Source organism: Streptomyces sp. NPDC058796, from assembly GCF_042745235.1.
Lineage (GTDB): Bacteria > Actinomycetota > Actinomycetes > Streptomycetales > Streptomycetaceae > Streptomyces.
The window spans coordinates 154,717-177,281 of record NZ_JBHYOP010000003.1 but is presented as its reverse complement, the minus strand read 5'-3'; the positions used below and the strand labels follow the sequence as shown (position 1 = coordinate 177,281).

General features: G+C 71.7%; 17 protein-coding genes. 7 read left to right on the top strand and 10 right to left on the bottom strand.

Annotated features, from left to right (window positions below):
- Positions 1–8 precede the first annotated feature (8 nt).
- The 3 genes from cydD to ACFW47_RS09490 all read left to right on the top strand — a co-directional run bounded on the left by cydD (position 9) and on the right by ACFW47_RS09490 (position 6,475).
- Positions 9–3,512 carry a thiol reductant ABC exporter subunit CydD gene (cydD, locus tag ACFW47_RS09500; protein ID WP_386305395.1) on the top strand — a complete coding sequence of 1,168 codons (3,504 nt, stop codon included), beginning with the start codon at positions 9–11 and terminating at the stop codon, positions 3,510–3,512.
- A 114-nt stretch (positions 3,513–3,626) separates the two neighbouring features.
- Complete coding sequence (locus tag ACFW47_RS09495) at positions 3,627–5,309, top strand: GAF domain-containing protein (RefSeq protein WP_386305393.1); 1,683 nt, start codon at positions 3,627–3,629, stop codon at positions 5,307–5,309.
- Positions 5,310–5,431: 122 nt separating this feature from the next.
- Entirely contained in the window at positions 5,432–6,475 is a 1,044-nt protein-coding gene (locus ACFW47_RS09490; protein ID WP_386305391.1) for a peptidoglycan DD-metalloendopeptidase family protein, read from the top strand.
- A 24-nt stretch (positions 6,476–6,499) separates the two neighbouring features.
- On the opposite strand, the gene ACFW47_RS09485 is transcribed toward ACFW47_RS09490, so the two are convergent.
- The 5 genes from ACFW47_RS09485 to ACFW47_RS09465 form a co-directional block, all read right to left on the bottom strand.
- Complete coding sequence (locus tag ACFW47_RS09485) at positions 6,500–7,387, bottom strand: HAD family hydrolase (RefSeq protein ID WP_386280232.1); 888 nt, start codon at positions 7,385–7,387, stop codon at positions 6,500–6,502.
- A gap of 48 nt (positions 7,388–7,435) precedes the next feature.
- Positions 7,436–8,341, bottom strand: coding sequence for an LLM class flavin-dependent oxidoreductase (locus ACFW47_RS09480; protein ID WP_386280234.1), 906 nt, complete (start codon positions 8,339–8,341; stop codon positions 7,436–7,438).
- A 51-nt stretch (positions 8,342–8,392) separates the two neighbouring features.
- Positions 8,393–8,851 (bottom strand): hypothetical protein, encoded by a 459-nt coding sequence (locus ACFW47_RS09475; protein ID WP_386280236.1) that lies wholly within the window; start codon positions 8,849–8,851, stop codon positions 8,393–8,395.
- A 6-nt stretch (positions 8,852–8,857) separates the two neighbouring features.
- Entirely contained in the window at positions 8,858–9,421 is a 564-nt protein-coding gene (locus tag ACFW47_RS09470; protein WP_386305389.1) for an RNA 2'-phosphotransferase, read from the bottom strand.
- 122 nt (positions 9,422–9,543) lie between these two features.
- The gene (locus tag ACFW47_RS09465) at positions 9,544–11,295 is read right to left on the bottom strand and encodes an SDR family oxidoreductase (protein ID WP_386305387.1); all 1,752 of its coding nucleotides are present in this window, start codon (positions 11,293–11,295) and stop codon (positions 9,544–9,546) included.
- 213 nt (positions 11,296–11,508) lie between these two features.
- Here ACFW47_RS09465 and ACFW47_RS09460 point away from each other — a divergent pair, with 213 nt between their 5' ends.
- The 4 genes from ACFW47_RS09460 to ACFW47_RS09445 are packed head-to-tail and all read left to right on the top strand — an operon-like array spanning position 11,509 to position 15,008.
- Positions 11,509–12,471: an ABC transporter ATP-binding protein gene (locus tag ACFW47_RS09460; protein ID WP_386280339.1), complete on the top strand. Its 963-nt coding sequence runs from the start codon at positions 11,509–11,511 to the stop codon at positions 12,469–12,471.
- Positions 12,461–13,369: an ABC transporter permease gene (locus tag ACFW47_RS09455; RefSeq protein ID WP_386280242.1), complete on the top strand. Its 909-nt coding sequence runs from the start codon at positions 12,461–12,463 to the stop codon at positions 13,367–13,369. The genes ACFW47_RS09460 and ACFW47_RS09455 overlap by 11 nt, the downstream gene beginning before the upstream one ends.
- Entirely contained in the window at positions 13,366–14,277 is a 912-nt protein-coding gene (locus ACFW47_RS09450) for an ABC transporter ATP-binding protein (protein WP_073725991.1), read from the top strand. Before ACFW47_RS09455 ends, ACFW47_RS09450 begins: the two co-directional genes overlap by 4 nt.
- A gap of 11 nt (positions 14,278–14,288) precedes the next feature.
- Positions 14,289–15,008: an ABC transporter permease subunit gene (locus tag ACFW47_RS09445; protein WP_217248429.1), complete on the top strand. Its 720-nt coding sequence runs from the start codon at positions 14,289–14,291 to the stop codon at positions 15,006–15,008.
- Positions 15,009–15,553: 545 nt separating this feature from the next.
- Here the strand turns inward: ACFW47_RS09445 and ACFW47_RS09440 are convergent.
- The 5 genes from ACFW47_RS09440 to ACFW47_RS09420 all read right to left on the bottom strand — a co-directional run bounded on the left by ACFW47_RS09440 (position 15,554) and on the right by ACFW47_RS09420 (position 22,558).
- The gene (locus ACFW47_RS09440; RefSeq protein ID WP_386280245.1) at positions 15,554–16,399 is read right to left on the bottom strand and encodes an HAD family hydrolase; all 846 of its coding nucleotides are present in this window, start codon (positions 16,397–16,399) and stop codon (positions 15,554–15,556) included.
- Positions 16,396–17,673, bottom strand: coding sequence for a serine--tRNA ligase (gene serS / locus ACFW47_RS09435; protein ID WP_386305385.1), 1,278 nt, complete (start codon positions 17,671–17,673; stop codon positions 16,396–16,398). Before serS ends, ACFW47_RS09440 begins: the two co-directional genes overlap by 4 nt.
- 570 nt (positions 17,674–18,243) lie before the next feature.
- The gene (gene pheA, locus ACFW47_RS09430; protein WP_386280249.1) at positions 18,244–19,176 is read right to left on the bottom strand and encodes a prephenate dehydratase; all 933 of its coding nucleotides are present in this window, start codon (positions 19,174–19,176) and stop codon (positions 18,244–18,246) included.
- A gap of 80 nt (positions 19,177–19,256) precedes the next feature.
- Positions 19,257–20,579: an iron uptake transporter deferrochelatase/peroxidase subunit gene (gene efeB / locus ACFW47_RS09425; RefSeq protein WP_386305383.1), complete on the bottom strand. Its 1,323-nt coding sequence runs from the start codon at positions 20,577–20,579 to the stop codon at positions 19,257–19,259.
- Between the two features lie 8 nt (positions 20,580–20,587).
- Positions 20,588–22,558: a copper resistance CopC/CopD family protein gene (locus tag ACFW47_RS09420; RefSeq protein WP_386305381.1), complete on the bottom strand. Its 1,971-nt coding sequence runs from the start codon at positions 22,556–22,558 to the stop codon at positions 20,588–20,590.
- Between the last annotated feature and the right edge of the window lie 7 nt (positions 22,559–22,565).

Below are 22,565 nucleotides of genomic sequence, written 5' to 3'. Positions count from 1 at the left end.
TGTTTCACGTGAAACCCATCGACCCACGTCTGCTGCGGTACGCCCGCGCCACTCGGCTTTTCCTGATGGCGGTCGTGATTCTCGGCGCCGTCGGCGCGGGCCTGCTCGTCGCCCAGGCGATGCTCATCGCCGAGGTGGTGGTGGGCGCCTTCCAGCAGGAGATGACGGCAGCAGAACTCCGCACTCCCCTGCTGCTCCTGGTGGGCGTGGCATGTGGCCGCGCGCTGGTCGGCTGGCTCACCGAACTGGCCGCGCACCGAGCGAGTGCGGCGGTGAAGTCGGAGCTGCGCGGCCGGCTGCTGGAGCGGGCCACGGCGCTCGGCCCCGGGTGGTTGAGCGGGCAGCGGACCGGGTCGCTGGTCGCCCTGGCCACGCGAGGCGTCGACGCCCTCGACGACTACTTCTCGCGCTACCTGCCCCAGCTGGGGCTCGCGGTGGTCGTCCCCGTCGCGGTGCTGGCCCGCATCGTCACCGAGGACTGGGTCTCGGCGGCCATCATCGTCGGCACCCTGCCGCTCATTCCGATCTTCATGGTGCTGATCGGCTGGGCGACGCAGTCACGGATGGACCGTCAGTGGCGGCTGCTGTCCCGGCTGTCCGGGCACTTCCTGGACGTGGTCGCCGGGCTGCCGACGCTGAAGGTGTTCGGGCGGGCCAAGGCGCAGGCCGAGTCGATCAAGCGCATCACCGGCGAGTACCGGCAGGCGACCATGCGGACCCTGCGGATCGCCTTCCTGTCGTCCTTCGCACTGGAGCTTCTGGCCACGCTCTCCGTGGCGCTCGTCGCCGTCACCATCGGCATGCGGCTCGTCCACGGGGACATGGCCCTCTATGACGGCCTGGTCGTGCTGGTGCTCGCACCCGAGGCGTATCTGCCACTCCGCCAGGTCGGAGCCCAGTACCATGCGGCGGCAGAGGGCCTCGCCGCCGCGGAGGAGATCTTCTCGGTGCTGGAGCGGCCGGTACCGGCCGCGGGGACCGGCACCGTGCCGACCGCCGGCCCCCTGGCGTTCGAGGACGTGACGGTCCGTTACCCCGGACGTGCCACGGACGCCGTGACGGACGTGAACTTCACCGTCGAGCCAGGAGAGACGGTCGCCCTGGTCGGCCCGAGCGGAGCGGGCAAGTCGACGCTCCTCAACACCCTGCTCGGCTTCGTGCGCCCGGCCGGCGGACAAGTCCGCGTCGGGGGGGCCGACCTCACCGACCTCGACCTGGAACAGTGGCACGCCCGTGTCGCCTGGGTGCCGCAGCACCCGCACCTGTACGCGGGCACCATCGCCGAGAACGTCCGGCTGGCGCGGCCCGATGCCGACGACGACGCCGTACGACGGGCGCTGCGGGACGCGCATGCGCTGGCGTTCGTGGACGCGCTGCCCGAGGGCGCGGCGACGGTGCTCGGCGAGGGCGGCAGCGGACTGTCCGCCGGACAGCGGCAGCGGCTGGCGCTCGCCAGGGCGTTCCTCGCCGACCGGCCGGTGCTGTTGCTCGACGAGCCGACGGCCGCACTGGACGGTGCCACCGAGGCCGAGATCGTGGCCGCGGTGCGGAGGCTGGCGGCGGGACGGACGGTGCTGCTGGTCGTGCACCGGCCGGCCCTGCTGGAGGTGGCCGACCGGGTGGTGCGGCTGGAGGAGCCGACCGGCGCCGTCACGGCCCACGGCGTCCACGGCGCGACACCGGCCGCACGGCCTCAGGCGGAGGCCGCTGACGCCCCGGCCCGAGCGGCCCTCGACGACCCGGTCACCGAGGCGGACAACGGAGGTGGAGTCCTCGCCAGGGTGCGTGCCGTGTCAGCCGCCCGGCGCGGGCGGCTGGGTCTCGCGCTGTTGCTCAGCAGCCTGGCCCTGGGCAGTGCCGTCGGCCTGATGGCCACCTCGGGGTACCTCATCTCGCGGGCGTCCGAGCAGCCACCGGTGCTCTACCTGATGGTGGCCGTGACGGCGACGCGTGCCTTCGGAATCGGGCGTGCCGTGTTCCGCTACGCCGAGCGGCTGGTGTCCCACGACGCGGTGCTGCGGATGCTGGCCGACACCCGCGTCGCCGTGTACCGGCGACTGGAGCGGTTGGCACCCGCCGGACTGCGCCGCAGCCGCCGGGGTGACCTCCTGTCCCGGCTCGTCTCCGATGTCGATGCCCTGCAGGACTACTGGCTGCGCTGGCTGCTGCCCACCGGTTCCGCGGTGGTCGTCTCCGTCGCGTCCGTCGGCTTCACCGCCTGGCTGCTGCCGGAGGCGGGCGCCGTGCTCGCCGTCGGCCTGCTGGCGGCCGGAGCGGGGGTCCCGCTGATCACCGGCTCTGTGGCACGGCGGGCCGAGCACAGGCTGGCGCCCGCCCGTGGTGTGCTCGCCACCCGGGTGACCGACCTGCTCACCGGCACCGCCGAGCTGACCGTCGCCGGCGCCCTGCCCGCACGGGCCGCCGAGGCGCGCCGGGCCGACGGCACGCTCACCCGGATCGCCTCGCGCGCCGCCACCGCCACCGCGCTGGGCGACGGACTCACCGCCCTGATCTCCGGCCTGACGGTCGCGGGCGCCGCACTCGTCGGTGTCCAGGCGGCCGCCGACGGCCGGCTCACCGGTGTGGCCGTGGCCGTCGTGGTGCTCACCCCGCTGGCCGCCTTCGAGGCCGTACTCGGTCTGCCACTGGCCGTGCAGTACCGCCAGCGCGTCCACAGGAGTGCAGAGCGCGTGCACGAGGTGCTCGACGCTCCCGAGCCGGTACGGGAGCCGGAGACGCCCCGACAGGCGCCCGCGTCGCCGTTCCCGGTCGTCCTCAAAGGGCTGGCCACCCGGTACACCGGGCAGGACCGGGACGCCCTGGCGCGGCTCGACCTCACACTGGCGAAGGGCCGCCGCGTCGCCGTGGTCGGTCCTTCCGGGTCCGGCAAGACCACCCTGGCCCAGGTGCTGCTGAGGTTCCTCGACGCGGACGCCGGCTCCTACACGCTGGCCGGCGTGGACGCCAGCGCCCTGGCAGGTGACGACGTACGGCGCCTCGTCGGACTGTGCGCCCAGGACGCGCACCTCTTCGACAGCTCGGTGCGGGAGAACCTGCTACTGGCCAGGAAGGACGCCACCGAGGGCGAACTGCGGGAGGCGCTGGAGCGGGCCCGGCTGCTGGAGTGGGCCGACGGCCTGCCCGAGGGCCTGGACACGCTGGTGGGGGAGCACGGGGCACGGCTCTCCGGCGGTCAGCGCCAGCGGCTGGCCCTGGCCCGGGCGCTGCTCGCCGACTTCCCGGTCCTGGTGCTGGACGAGCCCGCCGAGCACCTGGATCTGCCGACCGCCGACGCGCTCACCGCCGATCTGCTGGCCGCCACCGAGGGCCGTACCACCCTCCTGATCACGCACAGGCTGGCCGGTCTGGAGGCCGTGGACGAGGTGATCGTGCTGGACGAGGGCCGGGCCGTGCAGAGGGGGACCTACGCGGAGCTGGCCGCCGTGCCGGGTCCGCTGCGGACCATGGCCGAGCGTGAGGCGGCGTCGGAACTGCTGGTGGGAGCGGGATGACCGGCTGACTGGGCCCGGCGTCCGCGAGATGCCTAGGCCCACCGTTTCCAAAGTTCACGACCCTCTCAGGAAATACGACTTTCCTGAACAAAAGGGTCTCATTAGGCTCGGGGCATGCCCCCTGCACCGCTTCCCGGCCCGCAGCCGCCCCACCAGGGCACCTCGGCCGAGCTCCTGGCACGGGTGCCGAAGCTGCTGGACGCGATGCGTTCCGTCGGCAGTGGACTGGAACTGCACTCCACGCTGAACCGGATCTGCGAGACGGCGGCCGACCTGGCGAGCGCCCGGTACGCGGCCATCGGCGTCGTCGACGAGGACGGTGACGGCCTCGCCGAGTTCGTGCACCATGGCGTCGACGAGGCGACCGCCCGGCGGATCGGCCGCCTGCCCGACGGGCACAAAGGCCTGCTCGGCGCCCTCATCCGTGACCCGGACCCGGTCCGGCTCACGGATCTGACCGAGGACCCGCGCTCCTGCGGTTTCCCCGAGCACCACCCGCCGATGCGCAGCTTCCTCGGCGTCCCCATCCGCGTGCACGGCGAGAACTTCGGCAACCTCTACGTGAGCGACAAACCGACCGGGGAGCCGTTCAACGACTACGACCTCGCGATGGTCCGGGTCCTGGCCACCGAGGCGGGCATCGCGATCGGCAACGCGCGACTGCACGAGGCCGCCCAGCAGCGGGAGCGCTGGATCGACGGCTCGGTCGCCGTGACCACCGCGCTGCTCTCCGGCGGGGACATGGACGAGGCCCTCCAGGTCGTCGCCGAACAGGCCCGTCGGCTCTCCGGAGCCCGGGCGGGAATCGTGCTGCTGCCGGCCGAGGGGGGCGGCCTGGAGATCGTGGCCGTCGCCGCACAGCACGCCACGAACGCCCTTGGCACGGTCATCCCGCCGGACAACGGCGTCGTCGCCGAACTGCTGGCCGGGCGCCCGGTGTTCGTGGACGATGCCGCCACCGACCCGCGCATGGCGGCGGGGCCCGTGCGTGACTATGGACCGATCATGGTGTTGCCCCTGTGCAGGGACGAGCGGGCCCTCGGTGGTCTCGTCATGCCCCGCGCCCGAGGTGAGCGCCCGTTCACGCGGACGGAGCGCGCGCTCGGCGACCGGTTCGCCTCGCAGGCCGCGCTGGCCCTGACGATGGCCGACACCCAGCGCGACCGGGAACGGCTCGCCGTCTACGAGGACCGCGACCGCATCGCGCGCGACCTGCACGACCTCGTCATCCAGCGACTGTTCGCCACGGGAATGATGCTGGAGAGCGCGCAGCGCAGGGCGCTCGTGCCCGAGGTGCGTGACGGAGTGGGCGGGGCCGTCGACGAGCTCGACGTCACCATCCAGGAGATCCGCTCCGCGATCTTCGCGCTGCGGCAACCCGCCGAGGCACCCGAAGGACTGCGCACCCGCGTGCTGCGTGAGGTCGCCATGGCCGCCGTGCCGCTCGGCTTCTCGCCCTCCCACCGCTTCGTCGGCCCGGTCGACACCGCCGTCGGCGACCTGACCGGCAAGAACCTCGTCGCCGCGCTGCGCGAATCCCTGTCCAACGCCTTCCGGCACGCCGGCGCCACCCGGATCGAGGTGATCGTCGATGCCACGGCGACGCTTCCGGACGGCCGCCCGGGGGTGCGGCTGACCGTCGCGGACGACGGTGTCGGCATCCCCGAGGGCGGACGGCGCAGCGGACTGCGCAATCTCGAGCGCCGCGCCGAGACCGTCGGGGGCACCAGCCGGACCGGTCCGGGCATCGGTAGGGACGGCAGCGGCACGACGGTGCTGTGGGAGGCCCCGTACTGAGCACCGTCGCCGCTGCGTTGCCCCGTGTGCAGCAGCGGCACTGCGCCGTGTGCAGCAACGGGTCCCCCACTCGTACGAGCTGAAGGAGACCCGGCGCCCCCGCTCGGTCCACGATCGCTGACATGCGCTCACCTCGCCGTCGTCCGCTGCTGGTTCCGGTGGTGCTGTGCGCGCTCGCCGTGCTCGCCGCCCGCCCCACGGACGCCGGGGACGAGGGCGGCGGCTCCGCCACCGGCGCACGGGTGGCGCGGCTGTACGCGGACGCGGCCAAGGCCACCCGGCAGTACGAGGACGGGCGGCGTGAGGCCGAGGCACAGCGGTCGAAGGCCCTGGAGTACGAGAAGCGGCTCGACCGGCAGCGGCGGAAGATCGACGGCATGCACGAGGATCTGGGCCGGATCGCCCGTGCGCAGTACCGCGGCAGCGGAGGACTGCCGCTCACCGCACAGATGCTCCTGGCCGACGACCCCGACGAGCTGATGCGCGGTCAGCAGGCACTCAGCCGAGCCGACGTGGCCGTGAACAATGCCATCGGCCGGAGCCTGCGGGCCGAGGCCCGGCTCGCCGCCGACGAGGCGAAGGCTCAGGCAGCCTGGCGGGAGCTGGAGCAGCGCAACGCGGATCTGGCCGAGCTGAAGAAGGAGATCGAGGGCAAGCTGGAGGCGGCGCGGGCGCGCCTGGAGGGGGAGGCGGACGCCTCGGTCACGGCCGGTTCGTGCCCCGGCGCGGTCCGCCTCGACCAGCCTGACGCGGACTCCGACCGGTCCTGGGTCGCACCAGTGCAGACGTACGCACTGTCGGCGTCCTTCGGCAGTGGCGGGGCACGCTGGGCGAACCGGCACACCGGTCAGGACTTCGCGGTGCCGGTCGGGACACCGGTGCGTTCGGTCGGCGCGGGCCGGGTGGTGAAGGTGTCCTGCGGCGGGGCCTTCGGCATGCAGGTCGTGGTCCAGCACGCCGGCGGCTACTACACGCAGTACGCCCATCTCGCCGCGGTCGCCGTCGACCAGGGCGACCGGGTCCGGCCCGGCCAGTGGGTCGGGCAGTCGGGCAGTACCGGCAACTCCACCGGCCCGCATCTGCACTTCGAGGTGCGGGTGACACCCGAGATGGGGTCGGCCGTGGACCCGGTGCCCTGGCTGACGGAGCGCGGGGTCTCGCTCTGACCCGCCGGGAGGGGTCGGCGAACGCTAGGGCAGGTCCGCCAGGATCCGTTCGACGACCACGGCCACCCCGTCCTCGTTGTTGGCGACCGTCCGCCCCGAAGCGGCGGCGACCACGTCCGGGTGCGCGTTGCCCATGGCGTACGACCGTCCCGCCCAGGTGAGCATCTCGACGTCGTTCGGCATGTCGCCGAAGGCGACGACCTCCTCGTGCGAGATGCCGCGTTCGGCGCAGCACAGGGCGAGTGTGCTGGCCTTGGAGACGTCCGGGCCGCTGATCTCCAGCAGGGCGCTGGGGCTGGACCGGGTGACATTGGCGCGGTCGCCGATGGCGAGGCGGGCCAGCGCGAGGAAGCCGTCGGGGTCCAGCTCGGGGTGGAAGGCCAGAATCTTGAGGACCGGCTCGTCGGCGGCGCGACCGCCCGGCGCCAGGATCTCCTCGGCGGGCACGAGGTCGTCGGGAACCTCCATGTGCAGTTTCGGGTACGCCGGCTCCTGGTGGAACCCATAGGTCTGCTCGACCGCGTACACCGTGCCGGGCGCCGCCTCGCGCAGCAGCCGTACGGCGTCCAGCGCGTTCTCCCGGGCCAGCTCCCGGACCTTCACGAACCGGTGTGTGCCGGGGCCGCCGTGGAGGTCGACCACGGCGGCCCCGTTACCGCAGATGGCGAGGCCGTGCCCGTGGACGTGGGCGCTGACGACGTCCATCCAGCGGGCGGGGCGGCCGGTGACGAAGAAGACCTCGATGCCTGCCTTCTCGGCGGCGGCCAGCGCGGCGACCGTGCGCGGCGAGACCGACTTGTCGTCCCGCAGCAGGGTGCCGTCGAGGTCGGTGGCGATGAGCCGCGGGCGGATTACTGCGGCCGGGGGCTCGGGCTGTCGGGTCGCTGAGGTCACCCGGTCATTGTCCCGCATATGCCTGCACGCCCGTGCGCGACTCCGCACACATGTGAGCTACGGCTCTCATGCCCGCAGCTGCGCCGGGGTCTCCATGGCGATCCGCTCGAAGACCTTCTCGTCCGCCGTGAAGTCCGAGTCCGGGATCGGCCAGTGGACGACGAGTTCGGTGAAGCCCAGGTCACGGTGGCGGCCGGCGAAGTCGACGAAGGCGTCCACGGATTCCAGCGGCCGACTGCGGTCCGGCGTGAAGCCGGTGAGCAGGACCTTGTCGAGCTCGCTCACCTCCCGGCCGATGGCGGCACAGGCGTCGGCGAGTTTGTCGGCCTGCGTCCGCAGGGCCCGGTCGGACTGCTCGGGGGTGCCGTGCTCGAAGAGCTTCGGGTCACCGGTGGTCACCCAGGCCTGCCCGTACTGCGCGGCGAGTCGCAGACCGCGCGGCCCGGTCGCGGCCACCGCGAACGGCAGCCGGGGCCGCTGTACACACCCCGGGATGTTGCGGGCCTCGTGGGCCGAGTAGAAGTCGCCCTCATAGGACACCGCGTCCTCGGTCAGCAGCCGGTCCAGCAGGGGGAGGAACTCGTTGAACCGGTCGGCGCGCTCACGCGGTGTCCACGGCTCCTGGCCGAGCGCGGTGGCGTCGAAGCCGGTGCCGCCGGCTCCTATGCCGAGGGTGACCCGACCACCGGAGATGTCGTCGAGGGAGATCAGCTCCTTGGCGAGCGTCACCGGGTGCCGAAAGTTCGGGGAGGTCACCAGGGTGCCCAGGCGCAGTCGCTCGGTGACGGCCGCGGCGGCCGTAAGTGTCGGAACGGCGCCGAACCACGGGCCGTCCCGGAAGCTCCTCCAGGACAGGTGATCGTAGGTGTACGCGGTGTGGAAACCGAGCTGCTCGGCGCGCGTCCAGGCCGAACGGCCGCCCTCGTGCCAGCGGCGGTACGGAAGGATCACGGTGCTCAGTCGCAGGCTCATGCCTCCGAGCCTAAGCGGCCACCCGGGTTTCACGTGAAACATCCACGGGCGTCACCGTACGCGGCTGCTCAACCACGGGGTGAGGAGAATCAGCGGCACGAACTCTTTGTGCGTGCGGTCGCCCGGCAGCGGCACGACCAGGCGGTAGCCGGGAGGGAAGCGGCGGCCCTTGACGTAGGCCAGACCGCCGAAGACGGAGCGCAGGAACGCGGGAACGTCGTCGCGCGGGATGTCCGGGCACTCCACGCCCTCGACGTCGATCAGAGCATCACCCTCGTGGAAGAGCCGGACGCTCACCCGGGGCACCCCGCCGAATTCGACGAAGGCCTCGTGGGGGAGGGAGCCGTCTGCGTCGATGACCACGCCCACGCCCGCGGCGCTGTGGCGGGAGGTCTGGTCGGCGCCGATGTCGTCGCTGACCTCGATCTCCAACGCGTACTCCTCGGCGACGGCGCGCAGGGCGGTGACGGCGGCCTGGGTGGTGGGCAGCTGCTCCATGGCACCGATCATGCGGGATCAGGGCCGGGAGGGAAAACGCAGGTACCGCGGCGGTACCGCTTTCGTCAGCCAGACTCCGTTGGCGCTGACCCGGAAGACATGACCCTCGCGGTGCATGGGGGCGGCGTCCACCGACAGCACGACCGGCCGGCCACGGCGGGCGCCGACCCGGGTCGCCGTCTCACGGTCGGGCGACAGGTGTACATCGTGCCGGTTCATCGGCCGCAGTCCCTCGGCGCGGATGGAGTCAAGGTGCCGGGCGACGGTCCCGTGGTAAAGGTACGGCGGCGGGGTCGCCGGGGGCAGTCTCAGGTCCACCCCGACGCTGTGGCCCTGGCTGGCGCGGATACGGGTGCCCTCGACGGCGAAGCGGCGTTTGTCGTTGTCGGCGACGACGTGGTCGAGCTCGTCCCGCGTGAAGTGGAAGCCGTGCGCGGCCGCCGCGGCGATGAGCGAGTCGATCTCGACCCAGCCGGCCTCATCGAGTGTGAGCCCCAGCCTCTCCGGCTGATGGCGAAGGTGCTTCGACAGGAACTTGGACACCTTCACGGTGCGTCTGTCGTCCGTGGCTTCTCGTGGCATGTCTCGTGGCATGAAATCAGCCTGCCGAGAGAGACGCACGTCACGCGAATGATTTTGACTCGGAGGTTTGATCCACAGTCAAGTGCGGTTATCCACAGGCTGTTTGGCATCGTCTGTGGAAACTAGAGCGGCGGCCTTACTCGGGCCAGCCTCCTCAACACCCCGGGAAAGGCACGGGACATGAGGTGGGCTCCTCGCGCCTCCGGCGTCACCGGAACCACGGCTCTGTCGTGCGCCACCGCCTCAAGGACGGCGTCGGCGACCTTCTCCGGCGGGTAGTTGCGCAGTCCGTACAGCCGGGCCGCGCGCCGCTGCCGCCGTTTCTCCTCGTCGGCGTCGACGCCCGCGAAGTGTGCCGTCGACGTGATGCCGGTGTTGACGAGGCCGGGGCAGATCGCCGTGACGCCGATCCCCTGTCCGGCCAGCTCGGCGCGCAGGCACTCGCTCAGCATCAGCACGGCCGCCTTGGACGTGCCGTAGGCGGGCAGCGCCCGGGAGGGCTGGAAGGCCGCCGCCGACGCGATGTTGACGATGTGGCCGCCCTGGCCGCGTGCGGCCATCCGCCCGCCGAACAGGCGGCAGCCGTGGATCACGCCCCACAGGTTGACGTCGAGGACCTTCTTCCAGTCCTGCGGGGTGGTGTCGAAGAAGGAGCCCGACAGGCCGATCCCGGCGTTGTTCACCAGAACGTCCACCACGCCGTACTCGGCGGCGACCTTGGCCGCCAGTTCCTCCATGGCCTGCTCGTCGGAGACGTCGGCCGTCTCCGCCCAGGCGGCCGTCGCACCGATCAGCCTGGACAGTTCCGCGGTGCGGAGGGCCGCCTCGGCGTCCCGGTCGACGGCCACCACGCGCGCCCCGGCCTCGGCGAAGGCCAGCGACGTCGCCCGCCCGATGCCGCCTCCCGCGCCCGTGACCAGCACCAGCTGTCCGGCGAAACGGTCCGCGTACCGGCCGCTCGCCGTGGCCCCGGGCCGGCCGCCCTCGACAGCGGTGACGAACTCCGTGATCCAGTCCGCCAGCCGGTCCGGGCGGGTCCGCGGCACCCAGTGCTTCGCGGGCAGTGTGCGACGGGTCAGGTGCGGCACCCACAGCTCCAGCTCGTCGTGGAGCCGCTCGGAGAGGAAGGCGTCCTCCAGCGGCGTGACGAGCTGAACGGGGGCGTGCGCGTGGGCGTCGTCGCGCGGGCGGCGCAGCCGGGGCCGGACGTTGTCCCGGTACAGCCAGGCTCCTTGTGCCGCGTCCGTCGGGAGGGAGGCGGTCGGGTAGGCGCCGTCGGGCAGCTTCTCGGCCCGCCGCAGGATGTCCGGCCAGCGTCTGCCGAGCGGGCCGCGCCAGGCCAGTTCGGGCAGCACCGGTGTGTGCAGCAGGTACACGTACCAGGACTTGGCGCCCTGCCCGAGGAGCTGGCCGACCCGGCGCGGGGTGGGGCGCCTGAGGCGCTTGTTGATCCAGTGACCGAAGTGGTCCAGCGACGGCCCGGACATCGACGTGAAGGACGCGATGCGGCCCCTGGTCCGCTCGACGGTGACGAACTCCCACGACTGCACTGAGCCCCAGTCGTGGCCCACCAGGTGCACGGGCCGGTCCGGACTGACGGCGTCCGCGACGGCCAGGAAGTCGTCCGTCAGCTTCTCCAGCGTGAACCCGCCGCGCAGAGGGCTCGGCGCGGTGGACCGGCCGTGGCCCCGCACGTCGTAGAGGACCACGTGGAAGCGGCCGGCGAGACGGGCGGCCACCTCGGACCAGACCTCCTTGCTGTCCGGGTAGCCGTGCACCAGTACGACCGTGGGGCGGACCGGGTCACCCAGTTCGGCCACGCACAGTTCGACCCCGTCCGAGCGCACCCAGCGCTCCCGCGCACCGTCCAGCACCGTCGACTCCCCTCCGCCCAGCGACGTCGCCGAATCTCCCAGTTGTTAGACCCGCCGTCAATAGAGCGCGGGGGAGCGACCCCCGTGCCCTTCGTGCCGTAGCTCTCAGGCATGGCATCCCTTACGGGCCCGTACTACTCGAGACTGACGCGAAGACGGCTCTCCGGTCTGACGACCTCAGTGGCGCCCGTCACTACTGTCATGGATGTGACTGTGATCGCGACCGAAAGCCTGAGCAAGCGGTTCCCCCGGGTGACCGCGCTCGACCGGCTCTCCGTGGACGTCGGACCCGGTGTGACCGGACTCGTCGGTGCCAACGGCGCCGGCAAGTCCACCCTGATCAAGATCCTGCTGGGTCTGTCTCCCGCCACCGAGGGCCGGGCCGAAGTGCTCGGACTCGATGTCGCCACCAAGGGTGCCGACATCCGCGAGCGAGTCGGCTACATGCCGGAACACGACTGCCTGCCACCCGACGTCTCGGCCACCGAGTTCGTCGTCCACATGGCGCGCATGTCCGGCCTGCCGCCCACCGCCGCCCGCGAGCGCACGGCCGACACCCTGCGCCACGTGGGCCTGTACGAGGAGCGGTACCGGCCCATCGGCGGCTACTCCACGGGCATGAAGCAGCGCGTGAAACTCGCGCAGGCCCTGGTCCACGACCCCCAGCTGGTCTTCCTCGACGAGCCGACCAACGGCCTCGACCCGGTCGGCCGCGACGAGATGCTCGGCCTCATCCGCCGCATCCACACCGACTTCGGCATCTCCGTCCTGGTCACCTCACACCTGCTGGGCGAACTGGAACGCACCTGCGACCACGTCGTCGTCGTCGACGGCGGGAAGCTGCTGCGCTCCAGCTCCACCACGGACTTCACCCAGACCACGACGACCCTCGCGATCGAGGTCACCGACACCGACGAACACCCCGACGGCACCCGCGCGGTCCGCGACGCGCTCCACGCGCGCGGAGTGACCGTCCAGGACGGCAGCGGCCTGCCCGGCGCCGGCCACGTCCTGCTGCTCACCGCGGCGGGCGAGGACACCTACGACCTGGTCCGGGACGTCATCGCCGACCTGGGCCTCGGCCTGGTGCGCATGGAGCAGCGCCGGCACCACATCTCGGAGGTCTTCAAGGACAGCGACGCAGAACGGAAGGAGGCGGTCGGCCATGGCAACTGAGCAGCCCGTAGCCAGTGCGGCGGGTGACCAGACCCGCATCCACAACATCGGCTACCGCAACTACGACGGCCCCCGCCTGGGCCGCGCCTACGCCCGTCGCTCGCTGTACTCGCAGTCCCTGCGTGGTGCGTACGGCCTCGGCCGCTCGGTCAAGTCCAAGGTCCTGCCGATGCTGCTGTTCGTGGTGATGTGCCTGCCCGCGGCCATCATGGTCGCCGTGGCCGTCGCCACCAAGGCGGACGAGCTGCCGCTGGACTACACCCGCTACGCCATCGTCCTCCAGGCCGTCATCAGCCTCTACGTCGCCTCGCAGGCCCCCCAGTCCGTCTCCCGCGACCTGCGCTTCAAGACCGTGCCGCTGTACTTCTCGCGGCCCATCGAGACCGCCGACTACGTCCGCGCCAAGTACGCGTCGCTGGCGTCGGCCCTGTTCATCCTCACCGCCGCACCCCTCGTCGTGCTCTACGTGGGCGCGCTGCTCGCCAAACTCGACTTCGCGGACCAGACCAAGGGATTCGCACAGGGACTCGTCTCCGTGGCACTGCTCTCGCTCCTCTTCGCAGGCCTCGGCCTGGTCGTCGCGTCGGTCACCCCGCGCCGCGGCTTCGGCATCGCGGCTGTCATCGCCGTCCTGACCATCACCTACGGCGCGGTCTCCACCCTCCAGGCCATCGCGGACGTCCAGGGCAGCAGCGGCGCCGTCGCCTGGATCGGCCTCTTCTCGCCGATCACCCTCATCGACGGCGTGCAGTCCGCCTTCCTGGGCGCCACCTCGGCCTTCCCCGGCGGGATCGGCCCGAGCAACGCCGAGGGCGCGGTCTACGTCCTCGTCACCCTCGGCATGATCGCCGGCGCCTACGGCCTGCTGCTGCGCCGCTACAAGAAGGTGGGACTGTGAGCACCCTCAGCATCGACCACGTCTCCCGCTGGTTCGGCAACGTGGTCGCCGTCAACGACGTCACCATGACGATCGGCCCCGGAGTCACCGGCCTGCTCGGCCCCAACGGCGCGGGCAAGTCCACCCTCATCAACATGATGGGCGGCTTCCTGGCCCCCTCCACCGGAAGCGTCACCCTCGACGGACAGCCGGTCTGGCGAAACGAAGCCATCTACCAGCACATCGGCATCGTCCCCGAGCGCGAGGCGATGTACGACTTCCTGACCGGCCGAGAGTTCGTCCTCGCCAACGCCGAACTGCACGGCCTGGGCGCCAAGGCGGCCCAGGAAGCGCTCGCCACCGTGCAGATGGAGTACGCGCAGGACCGGAAGATCGCCACGTACTCCAAGGGCATGCGGCAGCGCGTCAAGATGGCCAGCGCCCTCGTGCACAACCCCTCCCTGCTCCTGCTCGACGAGCCGTTCAACGGCATGGACCCGCGCCAGCGCATGCAGCTGATGGACCTGCTGCGGCGCATGGGCGACGAGGGCCGCACGGTGCTGTTCTCCTCGCACATCCTCGAAGAGGTCGAACAGCTCGCCTGGCACATCGAGGTGATCGTCGCCGGCCGGCACGCGGCCAGCGGCGACTTCCGCAAGATCCGCCGCCTGATGACCGACCGGCCGCACCGGTACCTGGTGCGTTCCAGCGACGACCGGGCGCTCGCCGCGGCGCTGATCGCCGACCCGTCGACGTCCGGCATCGAGGTCGACCTCGCCGAGGGCGCTCTGCGCATCCAGGCCGTCGACTTCGGCCGGTTCACGGCCCTGCTGCCCAAGGTCGCCCGCGACCACGGCATCCGGCTGCTCACGGTCTCGCCGTCCGACGAGTCCCTCGAGTCCGTCTTCTCGTATCTCGTCGCGGCGTAGGAGGCCGAACAATGTACGACCCCACAGTCGCCCGGCTCACCTACCGGGCCCTGCTCGGCCGACGCCGGGCCCTCATCCTCGGCGCGCTGCCCCTGCTGCTGCTCGTCATCGCCGTGGCGGTACGCGCCCTCGCCGGTGCCGACGACCAGACCGCGGCCGACGTCCTGGGCGGGTTCGCGCTCGCCACCATGGTGCCGATCATCGGCGTCATCGCCGGCACCGGCGCCATCGGGCCGGAGATCGACGACGGCTCGGTGGTGTACCTGCTGTCCAAGCCGATCAAGCGGCCGACGATCATCTTCACCAAGCTCATCGTCGCCATCGCCGTCACGATGGTCTTCTCCGCCGTGCCCACGTTCCTCGCCGGCCTGATCCTCAACGGCAACGGCCAGCAGGTCGCCGTCGCCTACACGATCGCCGCGCTGGTCGCTTCCATCGCCTACGCGGCGCTGTTCCTGCTGCTGGGCACGGTATCCCGGCACGCGGTGGTCTTCGGGCTCGTCTACGCTCTCGTCTGGGAGGCCCTGTTCGGCTCCCTGGTCCCCGGGGCCCGCACGCTGAGCGTCCAGCAGTGGTCGCTGGCGGTGGCTCAGAAGGTGGCCGACGGGAACCTGGTCACCTCCGACGTCGGCCTGCCGACGGCGACGGTGCTGCTGGCCGCGGTGACCGTGCTGGCCACCTGGTACGCCGGACAGAAGCTGCGGTCGCTGACACTCGCCGGGGAGGAGTGACCGGGCCATGGCCTGACGGCACCTTGACCTCGGCCCGGGCACACTGGGCCGAGACAGGCGAGGGAGAGCCGGACAGCACGCGGGCGGCGTCACGCGTGAAATCCTCGTCCAGGACGAGACTGGCCCAGGGGCCGTCACCACCGTGAGCGTCGCGCTGAGGTGGTTGGTCCGCCGTTCCGGTGCCCGGATGCTCACCGCACGCCGGCACCGGGAGCAACCGGAACCGCAACCGTGGCGGTCCGCGAGCCGCCCGCCGGGTGGTTCTTCAGCAAGGGCCGACGCCGCAGGCGGCGCCTGCGGTAACGCGCCCTGCGTCCGCTTTTAATCGGTGGCGCCCGGCTTTCCGTAGCGGCACTGTGGTGGATGCACGAGGCCGGACGGCACCGGCGCATCGGGCGGCCGCTTCGAGCACGCCGGGCCGTCTCTCGCGAGGCCGACGACGTGGGCCACCCGACGGGGACGCCGGTGCCGTCCGGGCCGTGCGTGAGGACCGGCGCCGGGTGGGCAGACGGGCACCTGGGACGTCAGCGTCCGGCCCAGTGACGTCAGCCCGCCAGCCGCTCCAGCACGACCGCGATGCCGTCCTCGTCGTTGGAGGACGTCACCTCGTCGGCCACCGCCTTCAGCTCCTCGTGGGCATTGGCCATCGCCACGCCCCGGGCGGCCCAGCCGAACATCGGGACGTCGTTGGGCATGTCGCCGAAGGCGATCGTGTCCGCTGCCTTCAGACCGAGCCGCCGGGCCGCCAGCGACAGTCCGGTGGCCTTGGTCAGCCCCAGGGGCAGCAGCTCGACGATGCCCGCACCCGCCATGGTCACCGTGACGAAGCCGCCCGCGGTGCGCCGGGCCGCCTCGGCCAGCTCGTCGTCCGACAGGGTCGGATGCTGGATGTAGATCTTGTTCAGCGGCGCCGACCAGAGGTCCGACGCGTCGGTGAACGGCACCGCGGGCAGGTTCCCCCCGACCGAGTAGCCCGGGCCGACCAGGACGTCGCCGTCCAGGCCGTCACGGCTCGCCGCGAGGTACAGCGGGCCGGTCTCCGCCTCGATCTTGGCCAGCGCCACCCCGGCCAGCTGGCGGTCCAGCGTGACCGAGGTCAGCAGGCGGTGCTCCCCGGCGTGGTAGACCTGCGCCCCCTGACCGCAGACGGCCAGGCCGTCGTAGCCGAGGTCGTCGAGGATGTGCCGGGTCCACGGCACCGCGCGGCCGGTGACCACGATGTGGGCGGCGCCCGCCGCGGTGGCCGCGGCGAGCGCGTCCCGGGTCCGCTGCGAGACGGTGTCGTCACCGCGCAGCAGCGTGCCGTCGAGATCGGTGGCGATCAGCCGGTACGGGAAGGCGCCCGGGGCGCCTGCGCCGGAAGCGGCCGTGACGGAGTCGGTGTCACTCACTTGGCCACCGGTTCCAGGACCTCCCGGCCGCCCAGGTAAGGGCGCAGCACCTCGGGTACGCGCACCGACCCGTCGGCCTGCTGGTGGTTCTCCAGGATCGCCACGATCGTGCGCGGTACCGCGCACAGCGTGCCGTTGAGCGTGGCCAGGGGGCGCACCTTCTTGTCCTCGCGGACCCGGATCGAGAGCCGGCGGGACTGGAACTCGGTGCAGTCCGAGGTCGAGGTCAGCTCGCGGTACTTGCCCTGGGTCGGGATCCACGCCTCGCAGTCGTACTTGCGCGATGCCGAGGAGCCCAGGTCGGCCGAGGCGACGTCGATGACCCGGAACGGCAGCTCCAGGGAGGTCAGCCACTGCTTCTCCCACTCCAGCAGGCGCTGGTGCTCGGCCTGCGAGTCCTCGGGGAGGACGTAGGAGAACATCTCGACCTTGTCGAACTGGTGCACGCGGAAGATGCCCCGCGTGTCCTTGCCGTGCGAGCCCGCCTCCCGGCGGAAGCACGGCGAGAAGCCGGCGTAGCGCAGCGGCAGGCGCTCGGCGTCGATGATCTCGTCCATGTGGTACGCCGCCAGCGGCACCTCGGACGTGCCCACCAGGTACAGGTCGTCCTTGTCGAGGTGGTAGACGTCCTGCGCGGCCTGGCCGAGGAAGCCGGTGCCGGCCATCGACTGCGGGCGGACCAGCGCCGGGGTGAGCATCGGCGTGAAGCCGGCCGCCGTGGCCTGGGCGATGGCCGCGTTGACCAGGGCCAGCTCCAGTAGTGCGCCGGCACCGGTGAGGAAGTAGAAACGCGAACCGGAGACCTTGGCGCCGCGCTCGACGTCGATGGCGCCGAGCAGCTGGCCCAGCTCCAGGTGGTCGCGGGGCGCGAAGCCCTCGGCCGCGAAGTCGCGGTGCGTGCCGTGCGTCTCCAGGGTGACGAAGTCCTCCTCGCCGCCGACGGGCACGTCGGGGTGGACGAGGTTGCCGAGCCGCTGGAGCAGCTCCTGGGTCTCGGCGTCGGCCTTGTCCCGCTCGGCGTCGGCGGCCTTGACGTCGGCGGCGAGCTGGCTCGCCCGCTTCAGCAGCTCGGCCTTCTCGTCCCCGGTGGCCTTGCCGATGAGCTTGCCGAGGCCCTTCTGCTCGGCGCGCAGCTCGTCGAAGCGCACGCCGGACGACCTGCGCCGCTCGTCGGCAGAGAGGAGGGAGTCGACGAGCGCGACGTCCTCTCCACGGGCGCGCTGGGACGCGCGCACACGGTCGGGGTCCTCACGGAGCAGGCGAAGGTCAATCACGCGGTCAAGGCTACCGGTGTGCGGTGACGGGTCTCGACTCACTATCGCCGAGCGCGGGTCTCACGTTCCGTTATGCGGATATTGCCCGTTGTGTACGTCTCGGGTGCCCTGTGATCCGCACCGTCAATAAAATGCGGCTCGTTCCCTGGAACGAGCCAGCCGACGAGCGGCGGGTTGACCGGATCTCCGTACGCACAACGGGACTTGAGGGTCCGCGGCCCGCCGGAATCCACAGCCCGGAAAAGTTATCCACAGGCTGTGCGAAAGATCTGTGGACTCTCGGAGCTGATCATTCCTAATTCCGGGAGGGGGGTGGTCCAAACCCTCCACGCGCCCACTTTCGAGTGAAAATGGGGCACCCGGCATCACTCCGGAGTATGGCGGGCAAGGAACAGGTAGACGAAGGGTGACCTGCGGCTCTGTGGATGAAGTGAGGGGCTGTGGGGGGATTTGTCGACTGAATGGCGGTTCGTTGTCGACTTGTCCTCAGGTCGAGAAGAGGACCTGTGGATAACTCCTGTGGACAACGAAAATCGACAGATACGACTGACGACTGGCCGATTCCAGCCGTCAGAAGCGGCCGTCCTGGCAGCGCGCCACCCAGTCCGCCGCCGCCACGAACTCCTCGTCCGAGGTGCCCGGCCGCAGCGCGTCCACGTCCGCCGGCGTGACTTCTGCGCGCGGGTACGACCCGAGGTAGCGCACCTGGAGGCAGGACCGCTTGAGGCCCATCAGCGCGTCGGCGACCCGACGGTCGGAGATGTGGCCCTCGGCATCGATGCAGAAGCAGTAGTTGCCGATGCCGGCGCCGGTGGGCCGGGACTGGAGCAGCATCAGGTTGACGCCCCGGGTGGCGAACTCGCCCAGCAGGTCGCGCAGGCCGCCGGGGTGATCGTCGCGCTGCCAGAGCACGACGGACGTCTTGTCCGCGCCGGTCGGCGCGGCGGGCCGGGCCGGACGGCCCACCAGTACGAAGCGGGTCTGGGCATTCTCCGCGTCGTGGATGTCGGCCTCCAGCACCTCGAGGCCATAGCGGCCCGCGGCGAACTCGCCGGCGAAGGCCGCGTCGTACCGGCCCTCCTGCACCAGGCGGGCGCCGTCCGCGTTGGAGGCGGCCGATTCCCAGGCTGCGTCCGGGAGGTGGGCCTTGAGCCAGTTGCGGACCTGGGGCTGGGCCGCCGGGTGGGCGGTGACCGTCTTGATGTCGGAGAGCTTGGTGCCCGGGCGGACCAGCAGCGCGAAGGTGATGGAGAGCAGCACCTCGCGGTAGATCATCAGCGGCTGGCCGGCGACCAGTTCGTCGAGGGTGGTGGTGATGCCGCCCTCGACGGAGTTCTCGATCGGCACGAACGCGGCCTCGGCCTCGCCGGTGCGCACCGCGTCGAGTGCGGACTGCACGGACACGTAAGGGACCAGCTCCCGGGTCGCCGTCTCCGGAAGTGTGCGCAGGGCGACTTCGGTGAAGGTGCCTTCGGGACCGAGATACGCGTAACTGGCTGGCATGTCCTCACCCTAATGGGCCCCGGGCAAGGTGGCTGACGGGCCTCGCACAAGCCCCTCGCCGGGGTGAAGCGCGGCCGGTTTCACCCCTCCAGCAGGCGCTGACCCACGTACTCTCCCTCCGCCGCCCCGCCCGGCACGGCGAACAGGCCGCTCGCCTCGTGCCGGATGAACGGCGACAGGGCGTCCCCCCGGTCCAGCTTGCGCTGCACCGGCACAAAACCGCGCAGCGGGTCGGCCTGCCAGCAGATGAAGAGCAGCCCGGCGTCCGGGGTGCCGTCGGCGTCGAAGCCGTCGTGGTAGGAGAAGGGGCGCCGGACCATGGCGGCTCCGCCGTTCTGGTCGGGGCGGGTGATCCGGGCGTGGGCGTTGATCGGTACGACCAGCTTTCCCGCTCCGTCCGTCTTCTCCAGGTCCATCTCGGTCGTCTCGGTGCCCCCGGACAGCGGTGCCCCATCGGACTTGCGGCGCCCGATGACGTCCTCCTGGGCCTTGAGCGACAGCTTCTCCCAGTCGTCGAGGAGCATGCGGATGCGGCGTACGACGGCGTAGGAGCCGTTCGCCATCCACGACGGCGTGTTCGTCCCGTCCTTCTGGGGGTTGTCGGGGACGAAGATCCGCTGGTCGAAGTCGGCGTCGGTCGGCTTGGGGTTGCGGGTGCCGTCGACCTGGCCCATGAGGTTGCGGGCCGTCATGGGGTGGGCGGTGGCGCCCGGCGAGCGGTTGAAGCCGTTCATCTGCCAGCGGACGCGGGCGGCCGCTCCGGCGTCCTTCTGGATCGAGCGCAGGGCGTGGAAGGCGACCAGGGCGTCGTCGGCGCCGATCTGCACCCAGAGGTCGCCGTCGCTGCGGTTCTTGTCGAGGTGGTCGGAGGAGAAGTCGGGCAGCGGGTCGAGGGCGGCCGGACGCTGCTGCTCCAGGCCGGTGCGGCCGAAGAAGCTGTGCCCGAACCCGAAGGTGACGGTCAGGGAGGAGGGGCCCGCGTCCCGGGCCACGTCCGTGTCATGGGGTCCGGCCGGTTCGCCCGCCATCAGCCGCCGCGCGGTGTCCGACCAGCGGCGCAGCAGCGCCGCGGCCTCCTTGCGGCCGGCGCCCGCCGCCAGGTCGAAGGCGACGAGGTGGCCGCGGGCCTGCATCGGCGTGGTGATGCCGGGCTGGTGTTTCACGTGAAACAGCACCTGCTCGCTGCCCACCGAGGCGAGCGGGGTGACCGCGGAGGAGGGAGCGGCGGCGTAGCCGGCGGCGGCGCCCGCCGCGCCGAGTACGAGCCCGGTGGCACCGGCGGTGCCGAGCAGCCGCCGGCGTGAGATGCCCTCGTGGGAGGTGGGGTCGGCGGGCCCGGATCCGCCGGGCGTGTCACGGTTCGCCTCGGGGGTGCGGGTCTCCGGGTTGGACTGGTCAGCCATGGTGCGGTTCAGCCGATCTGCGCGTTCTTGGAGACGGTCACCTGGTCGATGTCGGAGGTCCGTACGGTCACGGCGACCTCCCAGTCGCCGGCCATCGGGATCTGTACTCCGCTCGCCGACCAGTGTCCGGTGGTGATGTGGTCGGGGACGACGGGCAGTGGCCCGATGTCCTCGGCCTGCTGGGTGAAGGCGACCTTCACCTCGGGGATGTCGACGGCGGTGCCGTCCGGGCGCTGGACGTAGAGGTGCAGGTCGTTGGCGCCGACGCGGGCGGGGTCCAGCTCGACCCGTACGACGCCCTTGCCGTTCTGGCCGCCGGTGTCGAAGGGCATGTCCAGGGTCACCGCCCCGGAGGAGGCGGACGCGGCGGCGGAGGACGACGGGTTGGCGGCCTTGGCCTCCTCCTCGGTCCGGCCCGGCTCGGTCTGGGTCAGTACGGTGGTCACGGCGAGCAGGACGACGGCGACCCCCGCCTCGGCGAGCACGGAGCGCCGTAGTCCGAAGCGCTGGGGATCGGCGTCGCGTTGCTTCTTCTGCCGGGCGGCGTCCATGGCGGCGCGCTGCCTCGCGAGTTGTGCGGCTCGTCGGGAGTCACCGGAGCCGGTTGCCGCGGCGGATGCCTTCGCCGTGCCGGACGCCTTGCCGACGGCGGTCTTCTCCGGTGTGCTCGCTCCCTTCGCCGCCACCACTTCCTCCGCGCCCCCCGCCTTCTCCGCGGTCCCCTCCCGCTGCCGGACCACCGCCGGTCCGGTCTCCGCCAGCCGTGCCGTCCACCGCCGCGACAGGTACGCGACGCCGACCAGTACGGCCACGAGCCCGATCTTGGCGAGGAGCAACTGTCCGTACCGTGTGTCGGTGAAGGCCGTCCAGGAGCCGAGCTGACGCCAGGACTGGTAGGTGCCGGTCGCCACCAGCGCGACCACGCTGCCGAAGGCGACGCGGGAGAACCGGCGTACGGCGAGGGTGGGGACGGGTGTCTCGGCGGACGCCCGGTAGAGGGAGACGAGCAGGGCGGTGAGGCCGCCGAGCCATGCGGCGACGGCGAGCAGGTGGACGACGTCGACCGGCATGGCGATGCCCGCCTGGAGGCCGACGGACGCGTGCTCGGACATCGCCCACGTCGCCGCGAGGCCGGCCGCCACGGCGGTTCCGCCGATCGCGAGCCCGAAGCTGAGGTCCCGCTTCTCCTCGCCCTCCCGTTTGTCGTAGGCGCCGAAGAGGACCGCGATGAACAGGGCGGCTGCCGCGAGCAGGAGCAGCCGGGATACCAGCGCCGCGCCGGACTTGGTCTGCAGTACCTCGCCGAGCAGGGTCAGGTCGAAGACGTCACCGAACTTCCCCGAGCTCGTGTAAGAGCCGCGCAGCAGGAGCAGCACCAGGGTGGCGGCGGTCAGCGCGAGCCATCCGGAGACGACGAGCCGCTGCACGGGCCGTACCCCGGAACCGCGCGGCCAGCAGGCGAGGACGAAGGCGGCGCCGCCCACCAGGACGATGAACCCGGCATAGGACACGTACCGCCCGAGTCCGTAGAGCCAGCCGACGACCCCGCCGCCCGCGTCGGTGGTGTAGACGGAGACGGAGGTCTCGGACGGGGCGCCGACGGAGAAGGTGTAGGCCCCGGCGACGGGATGGCTGTCGGCGGAGACGACCTGGTAGGTCACCGTGTACGTGCCGTCGGGGAGTCCGGCGTGCAGTTTCACGGTGTAGGTCGTGCCGCCGGTGCCGGAGGGCCTGCCCTCGTCGACGCGCTTGCCCTTGGGATCCAGGACGCGCAGTGAGTCGTCGTCCAGGGAGACCGACTCGGAGAAGGTGAGCGACACCTGGGCCGGAGCCTTGTCGACCACCGCCCCCTGCTGGGGATCGCTGCCGGTGAGCGCGGCGTGCGCGGAGGCCGGTCCGGCGGCGGCGAGCAGTGCGCAGGCCGCGGCCAGGAGCAGCAGCACCAGGGTCCGGACGCGCGGGGCGATGGTCTGCGTCAAGGTGGTC